21 protein-coding genes are annotated in these 22,528 nt (G+C 72.3%); 6 read left to right on the top strand and 15 right to left on the bottom strand.

The features are described 5' to 3' along the window. Positions 1–29: 29 nt before the first annotated feature. On the bottom strand, positions 30–1,595 hold the full coding sequence (miaB, locus tag D1648_RS06145; RefSeq protein ID WP_122939899.1) for a tRNA (N6-isopentenyl adenosine(37)-C2)-methylthiotransferase MiaB: 1,566 nt from the start codon (positions 1,593–1,595) through the stop codon (positions 30–32). Positions 1,596–1,755: 160 nt separating this feature from the next. On the opposite strand from miaB, the gene D1648_RS06140 reads away from it, so the two are divergent. From D1648_RS06140 to D1648_RS06125, 4 genes are all read left to right on the top strand, one after another. Continuing rightward, positions 1,756–2,538: an amino acid ABC transporter ATP-binding protein gene (locus D1648_RS06140; RefSeq protein WP_122939898.1), complete on the top strand. Its 783-nt coding sequence runs from the start codon at positions 1,756–1,758 to the stop codon at positions 2,536–2,538. 74 nt (positions 2,539–2,612) lie between these two features. Then, positions 2,613–3,500 (top strand): glutamate ABC transporter substrate-binding protein, encoded by an 888-nt coding sequence (locus D1648_RS06135; RefSeq protein ID WP_122939897.1) that lies wholly within the window; start codon positions 2,613–2,615, stop codon positions 3,498–3,500. 80 nt (positions 3,501–3,580) lie between these two features. Then, positions 3,581–4,228: an amino acid ABC transporter permease gene (locus D1648_RS06130; RefSeq protein WP_122939896.1), complete on the top strand. Its 648-nt coding sequence runs from the start codon at positions 3,581–3,583 to the stop codon at positions 4,226–4,228. Beyond that, positions 4,225–5,097: an amino acid ABC transporter permease gene (locus tag D1648_RS06125; RefSeq protein ID WP_122939895.1), complete on the top strand. Its 873-nt coding sequence runs from the start codon at positions 4,225–4,227 to the stop codon at positions 5,095–5,097. The genes D1648_RS06130 and D1648_RS06125 overlap by 4 nt, the downstream gene beginning before the upstream one ends. 46 nt (positions 5,098–5,143) lie before the next feature. Here the strand turns inward: D1648_RS06125 and D1648_RS06120 are convergent, their stop codons facing one another. The 11 genes from D1648_RS06120 to D1648_RS06070 form a co-directional block, all read right to left on the bottom strand. Next, positions 5,144–5,821 (bottom strand): regulatory protein RecX, encoded by a 678-nt coding sequence (locus D1648_RS06120; RefSeq protein ID WP_164518597.1) that lies wholly within the window; start codon positions 5,819–5,821, stop codon positions 5,144–5,146. Positions 5,822–5,824: 3 nt separating this feature from the next. Then, positions 5,825–6,946: a recombinase RecA gene (gene recA, locus D1648_RS06115; protein ID WP_122939894.1), complete on the bottom strand. Its 1,122-nt coding sequence runs from the start codon at positions 6,944–6,946 to the stop codon at positions 5,825–5,827. Positions 6,947–7,244: 298 nt separating this feature from the next. Continuing rightward, positions 7,245–7,469, bottom strand: coding sequence for a DUF3046 domain-containing protein (locus D1648_RS06110; protein ID WP_122939893.1), 225 nt, complete (start codon positions 7,467–7,469; stop codon positions 7,245–7,247). A 1-nt stretch (position 7,470) separates the two neighbouring features. Next, positions 7,471–7,776, bottom strand: coding sequence for a helix-turn-helix domain-containing protein (locus D1648_RS06105; protein ID WP_010551394.1), 306 nt, complete (start codon positions 7,774–7,776; stop codon positions 7,471–7,473). A gap of 208 nt (positions 7,777–7,984) precedes the next feature. Beyond that, positions 7,985–8,509 (bottom strand): nicotinamide-nucleotide amidohydrolase family protein, encoded by a 525-nt coding sequence (locus D1648_RS06100; RefSeq protein ID WP_206424786.1) that lies wholly within the window; start codon positions 8,507–8,509, stop codon positions 7,985–7,987. A gap of 38 nt (positions 8,510–8,547) precedes the next feature. Continuing rightward, positions 8,548–9,147 (bottom strand): CDP-diacylglycerol--glycerol-3-phosphate 3-phosphatidyltransferase, encoded by a 600-nt coding sequence (gene pgsA / locus D1648_RS06095; RefSeq protein ID WP_122939892.1) that lies wholly within the window; start codon positions 9,145–9,147, stop codon positions 8,548–8,550. A 108-nt stretch (positions 9,148–9,255) separates the two neighbouring features. Then, positions 9,256–12,168 carry a DNA translocase FtsK gene (locus tag D1648_RS06090; RefSeq protein ID WP_122939891.1) on the bottom strand — a complete coding sequence of 971 codons (2,913 nt, stop codon included), beginning with the start codon at positions 12,166–12,168 and terminating at the stop codon, positions 9,256–9,258. A gap of 94 nt (positions 12,169–12,262) precedes the next feature. Beyond that, positions 12,263–13,957: a ribonuclease J gene (locus tag D1648_RS06085; protein WP_122939890.1), complete on the bottom strand. Its 1,695-nt coding sequence runs from the start codon at positions 13,955–13,957 to the stop codon at positions 12,263–12,265. A 32-nt stretch (positions 13,958–13,989) separates the two neighbouring features. Then, the gene (gene dapA / locus D1648_RS06080; protein ID WP_122939889.1) at positions 13,990–14,898 is read right to left on the bottom strand and encodes a 4-hydroxy-tetrahydrodipicolinate synthase; all 909 of its coding nucleotides are present in this window, start codon (positions 14,896–14,898) and stop codon (positions 13,990–13,992) included. A 90-nt stretch (positions 14,899–14,988) separates the two neighbouring features. Beyond that, positions 14,989–17,748 carry an asparagine synthase (glutamine-hydrolyzing) gene (gene asnB / locus D1648_RS06075; protein ID WP_122939888.1) on the bottom strand — a complete coding sequence of 920 codons (2,760 nt, stop codon included), beginning with the start codon at positions 17,746–17,748 and terminating at the stop codon, positions 14,989–14,991. A 165-nt stretch (positions 17,749–17,913) separates the two neighbouring features. Then, complete coding sequence (locus D1648_RS06070) at positions 17,914–18,630, bottom strand: HAD-IA family hydrolase (protein WP_122939887.1); 717 nt, start codon at positions 18,628–18,630, stop codon at positions 17,914–17,916. A 74-nt stretch (positions 18,631–18,704) separates the two neighbouring features. Here D1648_RS06070 and D1648_RS06065 point away from each other — a divergent pair, with 74 nt between their 5' ends. Next, positions 18,705–19,421 (top strand): AzlC family ABC transporter permease, encoded by a 717-nt coding sequence (locus tag D1648_RS06065; protein ID WP_122940290.1) that lies wholly within the window; start codon positions 18,705–18,707, stop codon positions 19,419–19,421. Continuing rightward, positions 19,421–19,735 carry an AzlD domain-containing protein gene (locus tag D1648_RS06060; RefSeq protein WP_122939886.1) on the top strand — a complete coding sequence of 105 codons (315 nt, stop codon included), beginning with the start codon at positions 19,421–19,423 and terminating at the stop codon, positions 19,733–19,735. Before D1648_RS06065 ends, D1648_RS06060 begins: the two co-directional genes overlap by 1 nt. 37 nt (positions 19,736–19,772) lie before the next feature. Here the strand turns inward: D1648_RS06060 and D1648_RS06055 are convergent, their stop codons facing one another. The 3 genes from D1648_RS06055 to D1648_RS06045 all read right to left on the bottom strand — a co-directional run bounded on the left by D1648_RS06055 (position 19,773) and on the right by D1648_RS06045 (position 22,391). Then, positions 19,773–20,189 (bottom strand): hypothetical protein, encoded by a 417-nt coding sequence (locus D1648_RS06055; protein WP_122939885.1) that lies wholly within the window; start codon positions 20,187–20,189, stop codon positions 19,773–19,775. 20 nt (positions 20,190–20,209) lie between these two features. Beyond that, positions 20,210–20,995, bottom strand: coding sequence for a 4-hydroxy-tetrahydrodipicolinate reductase (gene dapB, locus D1648_RS06050; RefSeq protein ID WP_122939884.1), 786 nt, complete (start codon positions 20,993–20,995; stop codon positions 20,210–20,212). A gap of 64 nt (positions 20,996–21,059) precedes the next feature. Beyond that, positions 21,060–22,391 (bottom strand): pitrilysin family protein, encoded by a 1,332-nt coding sequence (locus tag D1648_RS06045; RefSeq protein ID WP_122940287.1) that lies wholly within the window; start codon positions 22,389–22,391, stop codon positions 21,060–21,062. Positions 22,392–22,528 lie beyond the last annotated feature (137 nt).

Genomic DNA, 22,528 nt, shown 5'->3' with positions numbered 1-22,528 from the left:
GGGGTCCCCGGCTCGTCCGTGTGCGGGGCTCAGCCGCGCCGCAGGCTCGGCATCCCGAGGACCACCGGGCCGGCCACCGCCTCTCCGCCGTGCCCGGTGCCGCAGGCCCCGCCTGCGTCCAGGCCCTGCACTCCCGCCTCCCAGGCATCGCCCGAGCGGGTGCGGCGCACCGAGAACCGCGGATCGTCCGGCGCGAGGGCTGCCGCGCCCTGGAGCGCGCTGTCGGCGAGGAGGTAGTGCGGCGCGGCGTGGGTGACGGTCGCGGTGACGAGGTCGCCGGGCCGCGGCCGCTGCGCCGCGGGCAGATCCGCGGGGAGGGAGAAGTGCACCAGGCGGTGGTCGCGGGAGCGGCCGGAGAGCCGCTGCGTCTGCGCGTCCCGGTCCCCTTCGCCCTCGGCGACGAGGATCTCCACCGCACGCCCCTCCAGAGCGCGGTTCTCCTCATGGGTGATGCGGTCCTGGAGGGCGACGAGACGCTCGAAGCGCTCCTGGACGACCTCCTTGGGGATCTGGTCCTCCATCGTCGCGGCCGGGGTGCCGGGGCGGATCGAGTACTGGAAGGTGAAGGCGCTGGCGAAGCGGGAGGCCTCGACCACCTCGAGGGTGCGCTGGAAGTCGTCCTCGGTCTCGCCGGGGAAGCCGACGATGATGTCCGTGGTGATCGCGGCCTCGGGGATCCGTGCGCGGACCCGGTCCAGGATCCCGAGGAACTTCTTGGAGCGGTAGGAGCGCTTCATGCGCCGCAGCACGTCGTCGGAGCCGGACTGCAGCGGCATGTGCAGCTGCGGCATGACGTTCGGCGTCTCGGCCATCGCGTCGATGACGTCGTCGGTGAACATCGCCGGGTGAGGGGAGGTGAAGCGCACCCGCTCGAGCCCCTCGACGTCGCCGCAGGCGCGCAGCAGCTTCGCGAAGGCGCCGCGGTCACCGAACTCCACGCCGTAGGAGTTCACGTTCTGACCCAGCAGGGTCACCTCGATCGCGCCGGAGTCGACGACGTCGCGCACCTCGGCGAGCACGTCCCCGGGGCGGCGGTCCTTCTCCTTGCCGCGCAGGGACGGGACGATGCAGAAGGTGCAGGTGTTGTTGCAGCCCACGGAGATCGACACCCAGGCCGCGTAGGCGGACTCGCGCCTCGTGGGCAGGGTCGAGGGGAACACGTCGAGGGACTCGAGGATCTCGACCTGCGCCTCGGCGTTGTGCCGGGCCCGGTCCAGCAGCACCGGCAGGGAGCCGATGTTGTGGGTGCCGAAGACGACGTCGACCCACGGGGCGCGCTCGACGATCGCGGCGCGGTCCTTCTGCGCGAGGCAGCCGCCGACGGCGATCTGCATGCCGTGGTTCGCGTCCTTGCCGGGGCGGAGGCCGCCGAGAGTCCCGTAGAGCTTGTTGTCGGCGTTCTCCCGGACCGCGCAGGTGTTGAACACGATCACGTCGACCTCGCCGCGCCGCGGATCCGCGCCCTCGGGAGCGGCGGTGTATCCCGAGTCCTCGAGCATGCCGGTGAGGCGCTCGGAGTCGTGCACGTTCATCTGGCAGCCGAAGGTCCGCACCTGATAGGTGCCGCGCTGCGGGGAGGGAGCGGTGAGAGACATGGTGGTCCCAGGGTACGGCGCGGAGTGCGTGCGGACGCGCCGCAGGGCGGCGTGATCCCTCCCCCATCGCCCCGATCCGACCGCGGTGCCAAGGTCACAAGATCATGACGGTGGACCCTTGCGGCCCGGTGGACGGGAGCTGGTGCCATAGCGTGCACATATGACGCACACCACACCGGATGCCGCGGGCGGGTCCTCCTCGCCGGCGCGGCCCCTCGTCGAGCTCACCGGGGTGCAGAAGCACTTCGGCGAGCTGCACGTGCTGAAGGACATCGAGCTCGAGGTCGCCGCGGGCGAGGTCGTGGTGGTGCTGGGCCCCTCGGGCTCGGGCAAGTCGACCCTGTGCCGCACGATCAACCGCCTCGAGACCGTCGACGAGGGCGAGATCCGCATCGACGGACGCGTGCTGCCCACCTCCGGGAAGGGTCTCGCAGCGCTGCGCTCCGAGGTGGGGATGGTGTTCCAGTCCTTCAACCTCTTCGCCCACAAGACGGTGCTGCAGAACGTCACCGTCGCACCGATCAAGGTCAAGGGCGTCCCCCGCGCGAGGGCAGAGAAGGAGGGGATGGCGCTGCTGGAGCGCGTGGGCGTCGCCGATCAGGCGGACAAGCTCCCCGCTCAGCTCTCCGGCGGCCAGCAGCAGCGGGTCGCGATCGCCCGCTCCCTCGCGATGAAGCCCAAGGTGATGCTCTTCGACGAGCCGACCTCCGCGCTGGACCCGGAGATGATCAGCGAGGTCATCCAGGTCATGACCGACCTGGCGAAGGAGGGCATGACCATGATCGTGGTGACCCACGAGATGGGCTTCGCCCGCCGCACTGCCGACCGGGTGGTGTTCATGGACTCCGGCCGCATCGTCGAGGTGCGCGAGCCGGAGGCGTTCTTCTCCTCCCCCGAGACCGACCGTGCGAAGGACTTCCTGGGCAAGATCCTCCACCACTGACCACACCGCATCGCCGCGGGAGGCACCGTCGCCTCCCGCCACGACCCTGCACCACCCGACCGAAGGAGAACATCATGGCCAGCCCCTTGAACCGTCGCCTCTTCCTCTCCGGCACCGTCGGCGCCGCCGCAGCCCTGGGCCTCGCCGCCTGCGGCGGGGGCGGGGACGAGGAGCCCGAGGTCGCCGAGGTCGACACCGCCGACTTCCCCGAGGGCTCGACGATGGCGAAGCTCGCCGACGCCGGGAAGATCACGATCGGCACGAAGTTCGACCAGCCCCTGTTCGGCCAGGCCGGGCCCGACGGGAAGCCCGTCGGCTTCGACGTCGAGATCGGCAAGATCCTCGCGGGCGCCCTCGGGATCGACGCCGACGGCATCGAGTGGACCGAGACCGTCTCCGCCAACCGCGAGCCGTTCATCGAGAACGGGCAGGTCGACATCGTAGTGGCGACATACACCATCAACGACACCCGCAAGGAGGTCGTGGATTTCGCCGGCCCGTACTACGTCGCCGGCCAGGCGCTGATGGTGCTCGTGGACAACGAGGACATCACCGGCGAGGACTCGCTGGCCGGCAAGAAGGTCGCCTCCGTGGAGGGCTCCACACCGGCGCAGTACATCCTCGACAACCACCCCGACGCCGAGCTGGTCAACTTCGACACCTACTCCAACTGCGTCACCGCGCTGATCAACGGGCAGGTCGACGTGGTCACCACGGACAATGTCATCCTCGCGGGCTTCGTCGAATCCGATCCGGACAACCTCAAGCTGGTCAACGACGGGGAGACCTTCACGGATGAGCCCTACGGGGTGGGGCTGGCCAAGGGCGATGACGACTTCCGCGCCTTCCTCAACGACACCCTCGAGGCGGCCTACGAGGACGGCTCCTGGGCGAAGGCCTGGGAGGACACCGCCGGGGTGGTGCTGCCCACGCCGGACCCGCCGGCGGTGGACCGCTACTGACCGCCGGGGGCGCGGGCACCCGGCCCGCGCCCCTGCCCCGCTCGCCGCCCGCGAGCCGACGCCACCTGCCAGGAGCCTTCATGGGAACCTTCCTCATCGAGCGAGAGATGCTGTGGAACGCCTTCAGCACGACGCTGTCGCTCGCGGTGATCTCCGGGCTCCTCGCCCTCGTGGTCGGCACGATCGTGGCAGGGCTGCGGGTCTCCCCCTACCGGCCGCTGCGGCTGGTCGCCACCGCCTACACGGAGTTCCTGCGCAACACCCCGCTGACGATCGTGTTCTTCTTCTACGTCTTCGTCACCCCCTCGATCGGCTTCGCCTTCGACTACCGCACCGCCGCGACGATCGCCCTGACCTGCTACACCTCGGCCTTCGTGGCGGAGGCGGTGCGCTCGGGGATCAACTCGGTCGCCGTCGGCCAGGCCGAGGCGGCCCGGTCGCTGGGGATGTCCTTCCGGCAGAACCTCCTGATCGTGGTGCTGCCCCAGGCGTTCCGCACCGCGATCCCGCCGCTGATCAGCGTGCTGATCGCGCTGGTGAAGAACACCTCGGTCGCGGGCGCCTTCGGGGTGTTCGAGCTGTTCGCGATGTCGCGGCGGCTGACGAACGTGTACTCCGCCGACGTCATCGCGATCCTGCTCGGCGTGGCGCTGTTCTATCTCGTCATCTGCATCCCGCTCGGCCAGCTGGCCGGACGGCTCGAACGGAAGGTGGCGTTCGCGCGATGAGCAGCAGCACCGGACCCGTCCTCTACGACGTCGCCGGCCCCGAGGAGAAGGCGCGGGAGAGACGCATCTCGATCGTCCTCGCGGTGGTCCTGGTCCTGCTGGGCGGCGGGCTCGTGGCCCTCCTCGCCCGCAACGGCGCCTTCGACGACCGCTGGCTGGTGCTGGTGGACGTGCCGACGAACTTCGCCGGGTTCGAGACGCGCCACGTGTGGCAGGCGGTGTTCCGGGGGCTGCTGAACACGCTGATCGCCGCCGCGATCGCGCTGCCGCTCGCGGCGCTGCTGGCGCTGGTGCTGGTCTCCCTGCGCTCCTCGCCCTTCGCGCCGCTGCGCTGGCTGGTCATCGCGATCACGGAGTTCTTCCGGGGGCTGCCGGTGGTGCTGGTGATGTTCTTCGGGATCCTGGTGCTGCCCGGGGCGACGCAGCTGATCGCGGTGGTGTTCGGGCTGACGCTGTACAACGCGGCGGTGTTCGCGGAGATCCTGCGCGCCGGGATCGCGGCCCTGCCCAAGGGGCAGACGGAGGCGGCCGAGTCGCTGGGGATGGGGCGCTTCCTCACCTACCGGGACATCCAGCTGCCGCAGGCGGTGCGGATGATGATGCCCTCGCTGATCGCGCAGGGCGTGGTGCTCGTGAAGGACTCCTCGCTCGGCTACATCGTCGGCTACGCGGAGCTGCTGCGCAGCGTGAGCCGGGTGGCGGATGCGCTGACCAACGCGCAGTACCTGCTGCCGCTGCTGACGGTGGGCGCCGCGGTGTACATCGCGCTGAACATCAGCCTCTCGCGGCTGGCGGTGTGGGTGCAGCGTCGCAGCAGCTTCGCCCGCCGCGCCCCGGCGCGCGTGGTGGGCACTCCCCCGATGCCCTGACCGCGCCCTGCCCAGGGCTCGGACGGCCCGCGCTCGGACCCTGCTATCAGGCGGCCGGGTCCTCCGCCGCCGCGCGCAGCTCGCCGGCGATGACGTGGACGGCGAGGTCTCCGGGATAGCCCTTGCGGGTCAGCAGCGCGTCGAGGCGGCGGGAGAGGCGCCGGCGGTGGGCGCCGTCCCGTTCGGCGCGCAGCAGATCACGGTCGCGCGGGCCGAGGCGCGAGCGGACGAGCTCGCGGCAGCGCTGCTCCTCGTCGCTCTCGCCCTCGCCCAGCGCGGCCTCGATGTGCACGGCGTCGACGCGACGCTGCTCGAGCTCGCGGCGCAGCGCCTCGTCGCCGAGCGAGCGCAGGGCTCGACGCTGCTGGACCCAATCCCGGGCGAAGGCGGCGTCGTCGATGAGTCCGGCCCGGTCGATCCGGGCCATCACCTCGTGGGCGACGTCGGCGGGGACCTCCCGCTCGGACAGGCGGAGACGCATCTCCCCGTCCGTGCGGCGCCGCGTCGACAGCAGGCGCATCAGGTACCGGCACTCGTGGACGACCGCCTTCTCGCGCGCGACCTGCTCCTCGCTCGCGGCCGGCCGAGGCCGCTCGAGGATCTCCCGCGTGCGGGCCGCGAGGCGATCGCGCACAGGGTCCGGGACGTGCTCCTCGGCGCGGACGTCGGCGGCGCCGACGACCTGCTGGTCGCCGGCGCCGCCGGGGTGGTGCTCCGAAGCCATCGCTCAGATGGTCGCCGGGACGTCCTCGTCGAGGAACTCGCCCGCGCCGAGCGCGTCCTCGCCCAGAGCGTCCTCGGCCTCGGGGGCCGCCTGCTCGGCCGCGTACTTGCCGACGCCGAGCGTGCGCAGGATCTTCTCCTCGATCTCGGCGGCCAGATCAGGATTGTCCTTGAGGAACTGGCGCGAGTTCTCCTTGCCCTGGCCCAGCTGGTCGCCCTCGTAGGTGAACCAGGCCCCGGACTTGCGGACCACGCCGTGCTCGACGCCGAGGTCGATCAGGCCGCCCTCGCGGGAGATGCCCTCGCCGTAGAGGATGTCGAACTCGGCCTGCTTGAAGGGCGGGGCCATCTTGTTCTTGACGACCTTGACGCGGGTGCGGTTGCCGACCGCGTCGGAGCCCGTCTTCAGGGTCTCGATGCGGCGGATGTCCATGCGGACGGAGGCGTAGAACTTCAGCGCCTTGCCGCCCGTGGTGGTCTCGGGGCTGCCGAAGAACACGCCGATCTTCTCGCGCAGCTGGTTGATGAAGATCGCGGTGGTGCCCGAGGAGGACAGTGCGCCGGTGAGCTTGCGCAGCGCCTGCGACATGAGCCGCGCCTGCAGGCCGACATGGGAATCGCCCATCTCGCCCTCGATCTCGGCCTTGGGCACGAGCGCGGCGACCGAGTCGACCACGACGATGTCCAGCGCGCCGGAGCGGATCAGCATGTCCGTGATCTCCAGGGCCTGCTCGCCGGTGTCCGGCTGGGAGACCAGCAGGGCGTCGGTGTCGACGCCGAGCTTCTTCGCGTACTCCGGGTCCAGCGCGTGCTCCGCGTCGATGAAGGCGGCGATGCCGCCGTTGCGCTGGGCATTGGCGACCGCGTGGAGCGCGACGGTCGTCTTGCCCGAGGACTCCGGGCCGTAGATCTCGACGATGCGGCCGCGGGGCAGGCCGCCGACGCCGAGCGCGGCGTCCAGTGCGACCGAGCCGGTGGGGATCACCTCGACCGGCGGGCGGGTGTCGTCCCCCAGCCGCATGATCGATCCCTTGCCGAACTGGCGATCGATCTGGGCGAGTGCGTTGTCGAGCGAGGAGCCGCGATCCTTCGCGGCGGACTTCGAAGAGGACTTCGGTGCAGCCATGGGGTGTTCCTTCCTGAGGGCCGGGCGAGCCGACGTGGTGACCGTGCGGCCACAGTAGGCGCCGACCCCGACATTCGCCGCTGCCCCGCAGCCCCTGTGGATGACGGGTGCTGGGGAGGAGAGGTGCTGAGGCGGGCGCGGTGCCCGGGGACCGACGGACACAGACTACCGAACAGACGTTCGAACACAAGTCGTTCCGGGGCGTGTCGCGCGGCGTGTTCGGGCACGTCCGGCTCCGGCGGGGCGCACCGCTGCGCACCGATGCGCCGCGCCGGCGCGGTCCGCCGGGACGGCTCTCTCAGCGTCGTCGCTGCTCGACGGGGATCTCCCAGCGCGCGGACTCGGGGATCTCCATCGCATCGCACAGCGCGTTCCACACCGCACGCACGGCGACCCCGCGCTCGAGGGCCTCGGCGGCGCTCAGGCCACCGATCTCCTCGAGCACGAGGTCGTGGGTGTAGGTGCGGGCCAGCGACGGGCCGAACACGTGGTCGGCCAGTTCGGCGAACTCGCTGCGGCGCACCTCAGCTGGCGCCGACCAGCGGCGCGGTGCCGTCGGCGAGGCCCTCGGGGACGGTGTCCGGGATCGTCACGCGCTCGGCGACCGCGATGCGGTCGGAGACCTCGCGCAGCACGAAGGACAGCGGGAGCCCCAGGGCGTCGGTCACGGAGACCAGCAGCTCGCTCGAGGCCTCCTTCTGCCCGCGCTCGATCTCGCTGAGGTAGCCCAGCGAGACCCGCGCGTCGGAGGACACCTGCCGCAGCGTGCGGCCCTGGGCGCGGCGCGCGTCTCGCAGCACGTCCCCCAGCTCCTGACGGAACAGGATCATGGACCTTCCTCCCTTCCTCTGACTCTGGTGACTCTGGATGAACTTCTCATGCACCTCTGGGATGCGGAACGTCGTCGTCATCACGTCCAGCCCAACGCGCTTCCCCGCGAGAGTGTTCCCCAGAGTGTAGTGGCCCACTCCCGTACGTTCCCCGGGACTGTGCATGGTGGGACGGCGAGGAGGGGAGGCGGCCGCTTCCGCGCGGTGATCAGGCCTCGCGCCGCACCCCGAGCTCGGCGGCGAGCTCGTCGAGCGCGGCCTGCACCGCCAGGGCCCGGATCCGGGCCCTCCCGCCGCTGAGACGGACCTCACGGGTGCGCGCGGGTCGGCCGCGCCGCGCGATGCCCAGGTGGACCGTGCCCTCGGGCACACCGCGCGCATCCGGGCCGGGCCCCGCGACGCCGGTGGTGGCCACGGCGAGGTCCGCGCCGTACAGCTGCTGCGCGCCCTCGGCCATCGCGGCGGCGACCTCGGCGGTGACGGCCCCGTCACGCTCGAGCAGCGCCGCGTCGACGCCGAGCACCCGGGTCTTGGCGTCATAGGAGTAGCAGGCCGCTCCCCCGGCGACCACGGCGCTCGCCCCGGGGACGTCCACGAGCCGGGCGACCACGGCACCGGCGGTGAGGGACTCGGCCGTGGCCAGGGACCAGCCCCGCTCGCGCGCCGCGGCGATCACGTCGGCAGCGTCCACGCGGGCGGGAGCGGACTCGTCGGCGCCACCTCCCGCGGGCACGCCCACGCCGCCGCCGGCGAGCTCACCCGCCTTCTCGCTCACGCCGCGTCCCCTCCCGCGGAGAGCGCCTCACGGCGCAGGCGCAGACCGTCCTTGAGGTTCACCAGACCCGACCAGACGGTGAGGACAACGGCCAGCAGCACGAGGGCCAGGCCGATCCAGCGGGCCGGCTCCCACCACAGCTCGAAGGGGATCAGGCAGAAGGTGATCGCGATGGACTGCACCATGGTCTTCGCCTTGCCGGCCATGTTCGCCGGCAGCGCCCCGTACTTGAGGATCGTGAAGCGCATGAGCGTGATGCCGAACTCCCGTACCAGGATCAGCACCGTCATCCACCAGGGCACGTACTCCCAGACCGAGAGCATGATCAGCGCGGCGCCGGTGATCGCCTTGTCCGCGATCGGGTCCATGATCTTGCCGAAGTCGGTGATGAGGCCGCGGCTGCGGGCCAGGTGGCCGTCGACGAAGTCGGTGATCATCGCCAGCACGAACACCGCGGCGACCAGCAGGCGGCCGCCCGCCGACTCCGGGTACAGGATCGCGAGCACCACCAGCAGCGGCACCATCGCGCAGCGCACCATGGTGAGGATGTTGGCGATGTTCCACAGCGGGACCTCGGCCTTCGGCGATGCGGTCATCGGTGCTCCTGGGGTGCGACGGGCTGGGCGGGGGGCGGACGGAAGGGGCGGGGACGGGACGGGCGGGACGCCGACCGGCGCGCAGGGGCACCGGTCGGCAGGCGGGACTCAGCGGCCGGTGAGGCTCCAGGCGTCCTCGCTCTCCTCGTCGTCCTCGTCGTAGTAGTCGACGGCGGGCTCGGCGCCGTCGTCGGCGAGCGGGTCGCTGCCGTAGCGGTCCTCCCCCTGGTCCACGGGCTCGGGCTCCCCGGCCTCGAGGTCGACGGCCTGATCGGCGCCGTAGGGCTCCTCCCCCTCGCCGCCGGGGACGTCCTCGCCGCGGATGCGGGCGATCGCCGTGCCGAGCTCGTCGGGGTGGACCAGCACGTCGCGGGCCTTGGACCCCTCGGAGGGGCCGACGATCTCGCGGGACTCGAGCAGGTCCATGAGCCGCCCGGCCTTCGCGAAGCCCACGCGGAGCTTGCGCTGCAGCATCGAGGTCGAGCCGAACTGGGTGGTGACCACCAGCTCCGCCGCCTGCAGCAGCACCTCGAGGTCGTCGCCGATGTCGTCGTCGATCTGCTTCTTCTCGGCGACGACGGTGACGTCTTCGCGGTAGTTGGGCTTCATCTGGGTCTTGACGTGGTCGACGACCTTGTGGATCTCCGACTCGCCCACCCAGGCCCCCTGGACGCGCATCGCCTTCGCCTTGCCCATCGGGTGGAACAGGGCGTCGCCCTGGCCGATGAGCTTCTCGGCGCCGGGGGTGTCGAGGATGACCCGGGAGTCCTGCAGGGAGGAGGTCGAGAAGGCGAGGCGGCTGGGCACGTTCGCCTTGATGATGCCGGTGACCACGTCCACGGAGGGGCGCTGCGTGGCGAGGATCAGGTGGATCCCCGCGGCCCGGGCGAGCTGGGTGATGCGCTGGATCGAGGCCTCGACGTCGCGGGGGGCGACCATCATGAGGTCCGCGAGCTCGTCGACCACCACGAGCAGGTACGGGTAGGGGGCCAGGCGCCGCTCGCTCCCGGCGGGCACCTGCACCTCCCCGGCCCGGACCGCCTTGTTGAAGTCGTCGATGTGCTTGAACCCGAAGGCGGCGAGGTCGTCGTAGCGGGCGTCCATCTCCTTCACCACCCACTCGAGCGCCTCCGCGGCCTTCTTCGGGTTGGTGATGATCGGCGTGATCAGGTGCGGGATACCCTCGTAGATCGTGAGCTCCACTCGCTTGGGGTCCACGAGCACCATCCGCACCTCCTCAGGGGTGGCGCGCATGAGGATCGAGGTGATCATCGAGTTCACGAAGCTCGACTTGCCGGCGCCGGTGGCACCCGCGACCAGCAGGTGCGGCATCTTGGCGAGGTTCGCGACGACGAAGCCGCCCTCGACGTCCTTGCCCACGCCCATCACCAGCGGGTGCTCGTTGCGGCGCGCGACCTGGCTGCGCAGCACGTCGCCGAGGACGACGGTCTCGCGGTCCGCGTTCGGGATCTCGATGCCGATCGCCTTCTTGCCGGGGATCGGCGAGAGGATCCGCACGTCCGAGCTGGCCACCGCATAGGAGATGTTCTTGTCCAGGGCCGTGACCTTCTCGACCTTGGTGCCCGGGGCGAGCTCGATCTCGTAGCGGGTGACCGTCGGGCCGCGGGAGAAGCCCACGACCTCGGCGGCGACCTTGAACTGCTCGAAGACCTCCTCGAGGGCGGCGACCACCTGGTCGTTCACCTCGGAGCGGGTCTTGTGGGGCGGGCCCTCGACCAGGAAGGAGGAGTCCGGCAGGGTGTAGACGATGTCCCCGGCCAGCTCGAGCTGCTCGCCCGCGCGGGGCAGGTCGCCCATCGGCGGGTGCACGAGCTCCGCCTTCTCCTCCGCCGGCTCCCCGGCGGCGGGCTTCGCCGGCGCCTTCTTCACGGGCATCGGGGTGGTGCGGTCGCCGCGGGCACCCTTCGCGGGGATCGCCGCGGTGGCCGCGTCGTCCCCGGTCGGGAAGGTCTTCGCGCGCTGGTTCTCGTCCTCGACCACGTCGAAGACCTCGGTCGCGTCCTCCGGGGCGCCGCGGCGCGGGGCGGCGGCACGGCCCTTGCCGGCCTTCGCGCCCTTCTTCCTCGCGCCGGGGCTGTCCTCGCCGGCGACGCCCTGCTCGAAGGCCTCGTCGCCGGCGTAGCCGAAGTCCTCGTGGTCGCGCGCGGCCGCGGCCGCCTCCGCCTTCTCCTTGCGGGTGCGCCGACGGGGGCGAGCGGCGGGCTGCGCCGCGGTCTCCTGCTCGTGCACGGCCGGATCGACCCGGCGCGGCCGCAGCCCGAGGGCGACGCGCTCCTCGTCCTCCTCCTCGCTGCGTCCGACCATCACGTCGTACACGCCGCGCAGGCGGGAGGGGATCGACTCGACCGGGGTGGCCGTCAGCACGAGGATCCCGAAGGCGATGAGCGCGGAGTGGATGATCACCACCGCGAGCGGGGGCAGCAGCGCCGCGAGCGGTGCCGCCGCGAGATAGCCGAGCACGCCGCCGCCGCGGGCGAGGGCGTCGATCCCGTCGGCGGGTGCCGGCAGGCGGGCCGAGACCGAGGCGATCGCGGAGATCGCGGTCAGCAGCACGGCGATGCCGATCGAGATGCGGGTGTTGGCGCGCACCTGGTCCGGGCGGCGGAACATCCGCAGCGCCCATCCGGCGGCGAGCAGCGGGATCACCATCGAGGAGATCCCGAAGGTGCCGGCGACCACGGTGTGCACGGCGCCGAGCACGGGGCCGGCGGACTGCCACCACTCGACCACGGCGACGAGCACCGCGATCATCATCAGGACCAGCGCGTAGCCGTCGCGCCGCTGCTCGGGGGCGACCTCCCAGCGCTGCACGCCGATCGAGCGGACCATGCCGCCGACCATGCGGGCGATCACCAGATAGCCGGAGCGCACTGCGCGCACCGGCAGGGGGAGCGTCGAGGGGTCGTTCGCCGCGGCCCCGCGGGTCCGGGAGGTGCCGGAGGCCGAGGAGCGGGACGAGCCTTTCGACGCACGTGCGGGGGAAGACGTACGTGTCGCCATGGCCCCGATGGTACATTCCGGCCCCCTCCCGGCCCGGGAGGTGCACGGCCCGGCCCCGTCGTCCGGGGCGCGGATCACTCGCGCCCCGGGGTGCTCAGGACTCGACCACGACCGGGATGATCATCGGCCGACGGCGCAGGCGCTGGCCGACGTAGCGCCCCACGACCCGGCGCATGACCTGCTGCAGCTGGTAGGTGTCGCGGCGATCGGCCTGGTCGGCGACCGCCTGCTCGAGGGCCTTGACGATCTCGGGCCGGATCCGGTCGAAGACGGCGTCGTCCTCCGCCACGCCGCGGGCGTGGATCTCGGGCCCGGCGATGAGCGCCCCGGTCTCGGAGTTCACGACGGCGAACAGGGAGATGAAGCCCTCGTCGCCGAGGATGCGGCGGTCCTTGAGATCGGCCTCGGAGATCTCGCCGACGCTCGAGCCGTCGACGTACACATAGCCGTTGGGGATCTCGCCGACCACGCGCGCCACGCCGTCCTTCAGGTCCACGACCTGCCCGTCGCGGGCGAGGACCACGCGCTCGCGCGGCACGCCGGTCGCCTCGGCGATCCGCCCGTTGGCGATGAGGTGGCGCACCTCGCCGTGGATCGGCATGACGTTGCGGGGGCGCACGATGTTGTAGCAGTACAGCAGCTCGCCCTCGCTGGCGTGGCCCGAGGTGTGCACCTTCGCGCTGCCCTTGTGGACCACCTCGGTGCCGAGCGCCATCAGACCGTTGACCACGCGGAAGACGGCGTTCTCGTTGCCGGGGATGAGCGAGGAGGCGAGGATGACCACGTCGCCGGGGCCGACGCTGACGCGGTGGTCGCGGTTCGCGATCCGGCCCAGCGCCGCCATCGGCTCGCCCTGGCTGCCGGTGCACATGAGCACCACCTGCTCGTCGGGCAGGGAGTCGATGCGCTTGACGTCGATCAGGGTGTCCTCGGGGACGCGGAGGTAGCCCAGCTCGGCGGCGATGCCCATGTTGCGCACCATCGAGCGGCCCACGAAGGCGACCTTGCGCCCGTGCGCCGCGGCGGCGTCGAGCACCTGCTGGACGCGGTGGACGTGGCTGGAGAAGGAGGCGACGACGATCTTCTGCCGCGCACGGGCGAAGATCCCCTCGAGCACGGGGCCGATCTCCTGCTCGCCGACGGTGAAGCCGGGGACCTCGGCGTTGGTCGAGTCGGTCATGAACAGGTCCACGCCCGCCTCGCCGAGGCGCGCGAAGGCGCGCAGGTCGGTGATCCGGCCGTCGAGCGGGAGCTGGTCCATCTTGAAGTCGCCGGTGTGCAGCACGGTCCCGGCGGGCGTGGTGATGTGCACCGCGAGCGCGTCGGGGATCGAGTGGTTCACGGCCACGAACTCGCACTCGAAGGGGCCGAGGTTCTCGGTCTCCCCCTCGGCGACCGCACGGGTGCGCGGGCGGATCCGGTGCTCGCGCAGCTTCGCCTCGATGAACGCGAGGGTCAGCCGACTGCCCACGAGGGGGATGTCGGGCCTGCGGCGCAGGAGGTAGGGCACGGCCCCGATGTGGTCCTCGTGGCCGTGGGTGAGCACGATCGCCTCGACGTCCTCGAGCCGGTCCTCGAGCATGTCGAAGTCCGGCAGGATCAGGTCCACGCCGGGCTGGGACTCCTCGGGGAAGAGCACTCCGCAGTCGACGATCAGCACTCGCCCCTCGAACTCGAGGACCGTCATGTTCCGGCCGACGTCGCCGAGCCCGCCGAGCGGGGTCAGGCGCAGCGTGCCGGGGGCGAGCTCCGGCGGCGCAGGGAGACGGTCGGTGAAGGCGGCGGTCATCGGGATCTCCTCGGCGTCCGGGGCGGGGCGGATCAGAGCAGGCCGGCGGTGTCCAGCGCGGCCTCGAGCTCGCGCAGCTGGGTGCCGTCGGCGGGGACGAGCGGGCCGCGCATCGCGGCATGCGGCAGCACTCCCTGCAGGTGCAGTGCGGCCTTCGCCGCGACGGCGCCGGGCATCCGGTTCATGATCGCCTCGACCACGGGCACGAGGCGGTGGTTCGCGGCGCGCGCGGCGGGCAGGTCGGAGTGGTCGACCGCGTCGACCATCTCCCGCTCGACGTCGCCGGCGATCTGGCTGACCACGGAGACCATGCCCGCTGCGCCGATCGCGAGCCAGGGCAGGTTCAGGGCGTCCTCGCCGGAGTAGTAGACGAGGTCGGTGCGCTCCATGACGAGGGAGGCCTGCTGCAGGTCCGCCTTGGCGTCCTTGACCGCGACGATCCGGGGGTTCTCGCCCAGGCGCAGCAGGGTCTCGTAGGCCAGCGGGATCCCGGCGCGGCCGGGGATGTCGTAGAGCATGACGGGCAGCTCGGTCGAGTCCGCGATCGCGGTGGTGTGCGCGATGACCCCGGCCTGGGAGGGCTTGGAGTAGTAGGGGGTCACCACGAGCAGCCCGTCGACGCCGACCTCGGCGTGGGCGCGGGCGAGGTCGATCGAGTGCGCGGTGTCGTAGGTGCCGACGCCGGCGACGACCGTCGCCCGCTCCCCCACCGCCTCGACCACGGCGCGGGCGAGGTCGATCTTCTCGACGTCGGTGAGGGTGGGCGCCTCACCGGTCGTGCCGGAGACGACGACCAGGTCGTGGCCGTGCTGCACGACGTGCGCGGCGAGTTCCTGGGCCGCGTCGAGGTCGACGCGGTGGCCGTCCTCGCTCAGCGGGGTGACCATCGCGGTCCCCACCGCGCCGAACGGTCGCGCGGGGCGCTGGTCGGTGCTGCTCATGGTCTCCTCCAGGGAAAGTGCTGCTGCCCGGATCCTAGTGCAGGACCGGGCGTGCTCCGCGCCGTGTCGGGGCGCGTCGGGGCGCTGCGCTCAGCGTCCCGCCGCGGCGCCGAGGTCGACGAGGATGGCGAGCGGGGTGCGCTGGCGGCCCTGGCCGAGGGGGTTGTCGCCGAAGGTCGCCTCGAGCTGCTCGTGCGGGACCTGCACGTCCGAGCCGAGCACGTTGCGACCGATGTCGTTGGCGTCCATGACGACCGTGCCGACGAAGGCGTCCCGCAGCGCGGCGGGGATGTCCGCCCCGCGGATCGCGGCGGAGATCCGTGCGGAGACCGCGTCCGGGTCCTTCGGCGGGAGCTTCGCGGAGACGTTGGAGGGGAAGGCCGAGTACGGGGTGGGGCCGTCGATGGCGCGCACGTTCGCGCCGACGACCTCGTAGAACAGCCCCCGCTTGCCGATGACCTTGCCCGCCGCGCCGACGGCGGAGGCGGCGACGACGCGCGGGAGCCCCACCTCGCGGATCGCGAGCTCCATCGTGGTCGGGTCGCCCAGGCCGATCCCGGCGGGGGTGCGGGAGACGAAGCGGCTGAGCACCTTCGCGGAGCGGCGGGGACGGATCTCCCAGGTGAACCAGGAGCGGCCCTGCGTGATCGCGATGATCTTCTCGCTGATCACGAAGTACCACGGCGCGCCGTCCGGGACGACGCCCTCGGGCAGGGACGCGGCGAAGGCCTCGACCCGCTCGCGGGCGATCCGCTCGACGTCGTCGCCGCGGGCGACCAGCGCGGTCTGCAGCGGCAGGCGGCGCCAGGTGCGGCCGTCGGCCTCGGAGACGAGGTCGAGCTGCTTGCCCTCGTTGGCGACGTAGTCGCTCTTGGGCACGACCTCCTCCTCGGCCGCGGGCTCCGCGGCGACGGCGGCGGGGGCCGGCGCGGCGGCGAGCGCGGCCTCGTCGGCCGAGCCGCCGAGCGCGCGGGTCGCGCCCTCGGGATCGTCGAAGAAGGTGCGCATCCACAGCTCGACGTTCAGCAGGCGCCAGAACATCAGCGTGCCGTGGTTCTCCGGATGGGCGATGTAGTCGTCGAACAGCGCGAGCACGCTCGGCGCGTCGAAGTAGGGCCGGGAGGCGAAGGACGCGGAGGCGAAGACGTCCCGCAGCTGCGGCGCGATCGAGCGGAACCACTCCCCCTCCGGAGTGGTGAAGCCGATCTTGTTGCGGCGCTTGGAGATCATGTCGGGGAGGATCCCGTCCATCGCCTCGCGCAGGATCCGCTTGTTCCAGCCGTCGTGGATGATCGCGGACTCGTCGAGGGAGAACAGGAACTTCAACAGCTCCTTGTCGACGAAGGGGACGCGCCCCTCGATGCTGAAGCGCATCGTGTTCTTGTCCTCGTAGCGCAGCAGCGAGGGCAGGGAGGAGCGGAAGGTGTCCTCGAGCAGGCGCTCCTTGAGGTCGTCCTGGACGGAGGTGACCTTCTCGCCGCTGTGCTCGGCGACGAAGCCGGAGTTCAGCAGCGCCTCCATCGGCACGGAGGTGCGGCCGGAGAACTTGGTGCGAGCGAGCTTGCGGAGGATGTCGCGGGAGCCGACGACCTCGGAGGCGAGCTCCTTGAACCGCTTCTGGCGGCGCAGCTGGCGCAGGTAGACGTAGAAGTACGGGTTGTACCCGGCCATCATCTCGTCCGCGCCCTGGCCGTCCAGGAGCACGGTGATGTGCTGGCTGGCCTCGCGCATCACGGCGTACTGCGCGTAGGGGCCGGTCGAGATGATCGGCTCCTCCTGCGTCCGCACGAAGTCGTGGAGGTCCTCGAGGAAAGCCTCGGGCTGCGGGTGGATCTTGTGGGCCGTGATCTGGCCGCGGTTCTCCTCCAGCAGCGCGTCGACGTACCGCTCCTCGTCGTTGGAGGAGTTCGGGAAGACGGCGGAGAAGGTGTTCTGGCGGGAGCCGACCGCCTCGTAGCCCTCGTCCTCGGGCCGCTCGCGCAGCTGGCGCGCGATCACGGCGGCGACGGCGGAGGAGTCCAGCCCGCCGGAGAGGGAGGTGCCGACGGGGACCTCCGACTGCAGGCGCATCCGCACGGAGTCCTGGAAGCGCTCGCGGTACTCGTCCACGACCGACTGGTCGTAGGGGCGGCTGGGCCGCGCGGCGATCTCGCGCAGCTCCTCCTTCAACCGGGTGAAGGAGCGCACCTCGGTGCCGTCGGGACGGATCTCGAGCACCTCGCCGGACATCAGTCGGCGCACGCCGGCGAAGAAGGTGCGGGAGTCGTCGTCCTGGACGCGGAACTTCAGGTAGCGGTAGACGGCGCGGTCGTCCGGCGCGGCCTCGAAGGTGCCGGAGGCGAGCAGCGAGCGGATCTCCGAGCCGAAGACGACCTTCGGCACCCCACCGGCCTCGGAGGCGGGGTCCACGCGGTAGTAGAGCGGCTTGATGCCGAAGTGGTCGCGGGCGAGGGTGACGGTGCCGGTGGTCGCGTCGTGGATCGCGAAGGCGAACATGCCGTTGAAGCGGTCGTAGGCGGCGGTGCCCCACTCGGCGTGCGCCTGGAGCAGCACCTCGGTGTCGGAGTCCGTGCGGAAGGTGCGGCCGAGCTCCTCGAGCTCGGCGCGCAGCTCGAGGTAGTTGTAGGTCTCGCCGTTGTAGACGATCGTGTACCGACCGTCGACGGTGGTCATCGGCTGGGCGCCGTGCTCGCGGTCGATGATCGCCAGGCGTCGGTGGGCGAGCCCGGCCTCGCCGTCGACGAAGAGCCCCTCGCCGTCGGGTCCGCGATGGGCCAGGGCGCTGCTCATCCGGCGGGCGATGCCCTCGGTGTCAGCGCCGTATCCGAAGGTGCCGGCGATTCCGCACATGGGACGAGTCCTTTCGAGGGGGACGGCTGCGCTCGCTCTCCGGACGCTCGCCGCCGTGGCGCGGGGACGTCGGGGACGTCCGCCGCTCGGGCGCGGGGCGGACCGGTCGGGCCGCCCAAGGGTATCAACGGGGCCGCGGCCCTCCGAGCAGGCGCGGCGAGGGTCTCAGCTGCCGCGGCGCGCGAGGACGAGCTCTTCGCCCTCGACCCGGACCTCGAGATCGTCCAGCGACGTGACCAGCGCGTCCGCGAGGGGCGAGAGCTCCCCGGCGGGGGTGGTGCTCGTCACGGCGACGGTGCGGGCTCCGGCGGCGATCCCGGAGCGCAGCCCGCCGACGGAGTCCTCGAGCACGACTGTCCGGGCGGGATCCGCCCCGAGCCGCTGGGCGCCCAGGAGGTAGGGCTCCGGGTCCGGCTTGCCGCGGGAGACCTGGTCGGCGGTGACCATGCCGGCCGGCACCGGCAGGCCCGTGCGGGCCCAGCGCGCCTCGAAGAGGGGGCGGGTGCAGGAGGTGACGATGGTCCAGGTGCCCCGGCCCAGCTGCTCCGCGGCGGCGTCGAGCTCGCCCAGCAGGCGCTCGGTGCCGGGGAGCACCACGATCCCCTCGACGTCCTCGATCTCGAGCTCCTCGATCCGCCGGTGCGCCGCACGGAGCTGCTCCTCGCTCGCCTCGGGCAGCACCTCGGCGAGCACCTGGCGCGCGGGCATGCCGTGGTGGGCGTGGCCGAACACGAGATCGGTGCCCAGCTCGCGCAGCAGCGTGTTCCACGAGCGCTCCACGGCCGGACCGGAGTTGATCAGGGTCCCGTCCATGTCCAGCAGGAGGGCGCCGGTGCGCAGCGGGAGCGCGGTGTCGGGGGCGGGGTCCGAGGAGGCCGTCATGCGGCCAGAATCTCATATCCCACTGCGGACCACGGGACGATGTCGACGCAGGTGATCGTAGAGTGTCGAGCATCATGACCGCCCTGTCCCCCGCTCCGTCCCCGCAGCGCGGATCCGCTGATGCGCGTCTGCGCACGATCCGGCGCACGGGCCTGTCTATCGGGTTCGCGACGGGGCTGTACGGGATCAGCTTCGGAGCGCTCGCGACGGCCTCGGGGCTGGATGTGTGGCAGGCGATGGTGCTCTCCGCGGTGATGTTCACCGGCGGCAGCCAGTTCGCCTTCGTGGGCGTGGTCTCCGGGGGCGGCTCCGCGCTCGGCGCTGCGCTCGCCTCCCTGCTCCTGGGGATCCGCAACACGCTGTACGGGCTGATCCTCGCGCCCTCGCTGCCGCGCGGAGGGGTGCGCGGCGCGGCCCGGGCCCAGCTGACGATCGACGAGTCGGCGGCGCTGGCCGCCTCCGGCGCGGACGACGAGGAGCGGCGCGCGGGGTTCTGGGCCGCCGGGGTGTGGGTCTACGTCTTCTGGAACCTGTTCACGCTCGCGGGCGCGCTCGCGGGGCAGCGCATCGCCGATCCTGCGGCCTGGGGGCTCGACGCGGCGGCGGCCGGGGCGTTCATCGCGCTGCTGTGGCCGCGGCTGCGCAGCGCCGACGCGGTCGCGATCGCGGTCGCGGCGGCGTTCGTGGCGCTCGTGACCACGCCGGTGCTGCCCGCGGGGCTGCCGGTGCTCGCCGCGGCGCTGGTCGCCGTGGTGGCGGGGCTGCTGCCGCGGCGCGGGGAGGAGAGCTGATGAGCCTGCTGTGGATCGCGGTGATCGGCGCCTCGGTGCTGTCCTTCGCCCAGAAGTGGATCGGCTACCAGGCACCGCAGGACGTGCTCGAGCAGCCGCGCATCGCGCGGATCACCCGTCTGCTGCCCATCGCCCTGCTCGGAGCGCTGGTGGCGACGCAGACTGCGACCAGCGGGGCGCAGATCGTGCTCGACGCCCGGCTCGCGGGGCTCGGCGTCGCGGTGGTCCTGCTGGTGCTGCGCGCCCCGTTCCTGGTGGTCGTGATCGGCGCCGCGGCCGCGGCCGCGGCGCTGCGCGCGCTCGGCTGGGCCTGATCCGGGGCCCGGATCGCCGGGCCCGCCCGGGACCGGATCAGCCTCGGGCGGCCTCGATCGCGCGCCGGGTCGCCATCCGCGCCCCCTTGCGGTCACGCAGCGCGTCGTAGGCGAGCGCGAGACGGAACCACGCCCGCCACTCCCCCTCCGCGCCGTCGCCGAACGCCTCCTGCCGGAGCGCGGTGCGGGCGGCCTCGAACTCGGCCCGCGCGTCCTCGCCCTCGGCCTCCGCAGGAGGGCGGTACCGGGCGGCGAGGCGCCCGGCGGCGAGGCCGAAGAGGACCTCGCGCCAGGTCACCCACACGGTCAGCACCAGCAGGACGACGATGCCGCCGGCGAGCCCGTACCCGAGCACGCCGCCGACCCGGGCGAAGCCCCAGGCGATCCAGCCCAGTCCCCACGCATAGGCCGCGGTGACCAGCAGGAGCAGGCCGACGAAGAGCTTGTCGCGCATGGGGGTGCCCGTCCCCGGCCTCAGCCGAGGTCCATGTAGCCGTCCAGGCCCACGGTGAGGCCCGGGTGCGCGGCGACCTCGCGCACGCCCAGCAGCACCCCGGGCATGAAGCTGATCCGGTCGAAGGAGTCGTGGCGCAGCACGAACTGCTCCCCCACCCCGCCGAACTGCACGACCTCGTGGGCGACCAGGCCGCGCTGGCGGACCGCGTGCACGTGGATGCCGTCGACGACCGCGCCGCGGGCGCCGTCCGGGTCCTTCTCCGTCGCGTCCGGCACCGGGCCGAGCCCGGCCTCGGCCCGGCCCCGGGCGATCGCGGCGGCGGTGTGGCGCGCCGTGCCCGAGGGGGCGTCGAGCTTGTTCTCGTGGTGCATCTCGATGATCTCGGCGCTGTCGTAGTAGCGCGCCGCGATCTCCGCGAAGCGCATCGCGAGCACCGCGCCGATCGCGAAGTTCGGGGCGATCAGCACGCCGATCCCGTCGGCGCCGGCGAGCCGCTCGCGCAGGTCCTGCAGCGACTCCTCGGTCCAGCCCGTGGTCCCGACCACGGCGTGGATGCCGTTCTCGACGAGCCACGCGACGTTGTCGGCGGTCGCGGAGGGGACGGTGAGGTCGATCGCGACCTCGGCGCCGGCCTCGGCGACGGCGGAGAGCTCGTCTCCGCGGCCGATCCGGGCGACGAGCTCGAGGTCTCCGGCGTCCTCGACGGCGCGGCAGGCGGCGGCGCCCATGCGTCCGGCCGCGCCGAGCACGGCGACGCGGGTGGGGCGGGAGGACGACGGGGTCGGGGCGGAAGCGGGGGTCATGGCGGCTCCTGGGGTCGTAGCGGTGCAGGGAGGGACGGGAACGGGGAAGGTCCGCGAGGCGGGGTCAGCTCTCGGGGCCGACCTCGACCCGGGTGCTGAAGGAGCGGGACAGGCGCGCGGCGAGGTCCTGCACCGCTGCGATGTCCACCGCGCCGATCCGCTCGAGGGTCTCGTCCACGCTCGTGTAGCGGCCGTGGACGAGCTCGATGGTGCCCAGCCGTCCCATGCGGGAGCTGGTGTCCTCGAGCCCGAGGGCGAAGGAGCCGGTGATCTGGCCCTTCGCACGGGAGAGCTCGAGCTCGTCGATGCCGTCGGCACCCATGCGCCCGAGCTCCTCGGCGAGCAGCTCGACGACCTGGCCGGTGCGGCCGGGGCGGCAGGCGGCGTACATCCCGAACAGTCCCGCGTCCCGGTACCCGGCGCTGAAGGAGTAGACGGTGTAGGCCAGTCCCCGCTCCTCCCGCACGGTCTGGAACAGGCGGGAGGACATCCCGCCGCCGAGCACGGACATCAGCACCGAGAGGGCGTGACGGTCCTCGCTGAGGGCGGTGAGCCCCTGCCCGCCGAGATAGATGTGGTTCTGCTCGGTGGGCCGTGCGAGGCGGTGCGGGGCGAGCGTCGCGACATCGGCGGCGATCCCGTCGCTCGGCACGTCGGTCGCGTCGCGCCGCCCGCGGGAGGGCAGCGCCCCCTCCTCCAGGCTCCAGCCGCCGCGGCGCAGGCCCGCGACCAGGAGGCCGGCCAGCTCGTCGTGGTCGATGTCGCCGACGGCGGTGACCACGAGGTTCTCGGGGCGGTAGTGCTCGCGGTAGTGGGCGCGGACGTCCTCGATGGTGAGCGCCTCGACGCTCGCCGCGGTGCCGCCGACGGGCCGGCCGAGCGCCGTGTCCGGGCCGAGGACCTGGGCGAGGAAGGTCTCGTAGCCGATGTCGTTCGGGTCGTCCTCCGCCATGGCGAGCTCCTCGAGGATGACCTCGCGCTCGGTCGACAGCGCGTCCTGCTCGAGGACGGAGGCGGTGATCATGTCGGTCAGGACGTCCACGGCCATGGGCACGTCCGAGGAGCGCACGCGCCCGTAGTAGAGCGTGTGCTCCTTCGCCGTGATCGCGTTGGAGTCCCCGCCGACCTCGTCGAAGGCGGTGGCGATGTCCATCGCGGAGCGGCGGCGGGTCCCCTTGAACAGCAGGTGCTCGAGCACGTGCGTGGAGCCGGCGTGGGCGGGGGTCTCGTCCCGGGAGCCGACCGGCAGCCACAGCCCGATGCTCGCGCTGCGCACGCTGCGATCCGTCTGGGTGAGCAGCCGCACTCCGCCGGGCAGGATGCTGCGCCGCACGCCTGTCGCGGCGTCGAGGAGCACGTCGGAGGCGGGGTCGTCGTACAGGAGGTCGGAAGGCATCGCTCGATTGTTCCACGGCGGGCAGGGGTCGGGCGCCGAGCCGTTCGTCACGGCGGCGCCGGGCATGCACGGAGGGGAGACGCCCGAGCGGGCACCTCCCCTCCTGCGCTCCTCGTCCCCGCGGTGCGGGGGCCGAG

It is taken from the genome of Brachybacterium sp. EE-P12 (genome assembly GCF_003711805.1).
In the GTDB taxonomy this organism is placed as follows: Bacteria; Actinomycetota; Actinomycetes; order Actinomycetales; family Dermabacteraceae; genus Brachybacterium.
This window is presented reverse-complemented; position numbering and strand designations above follow the sequence as displayed.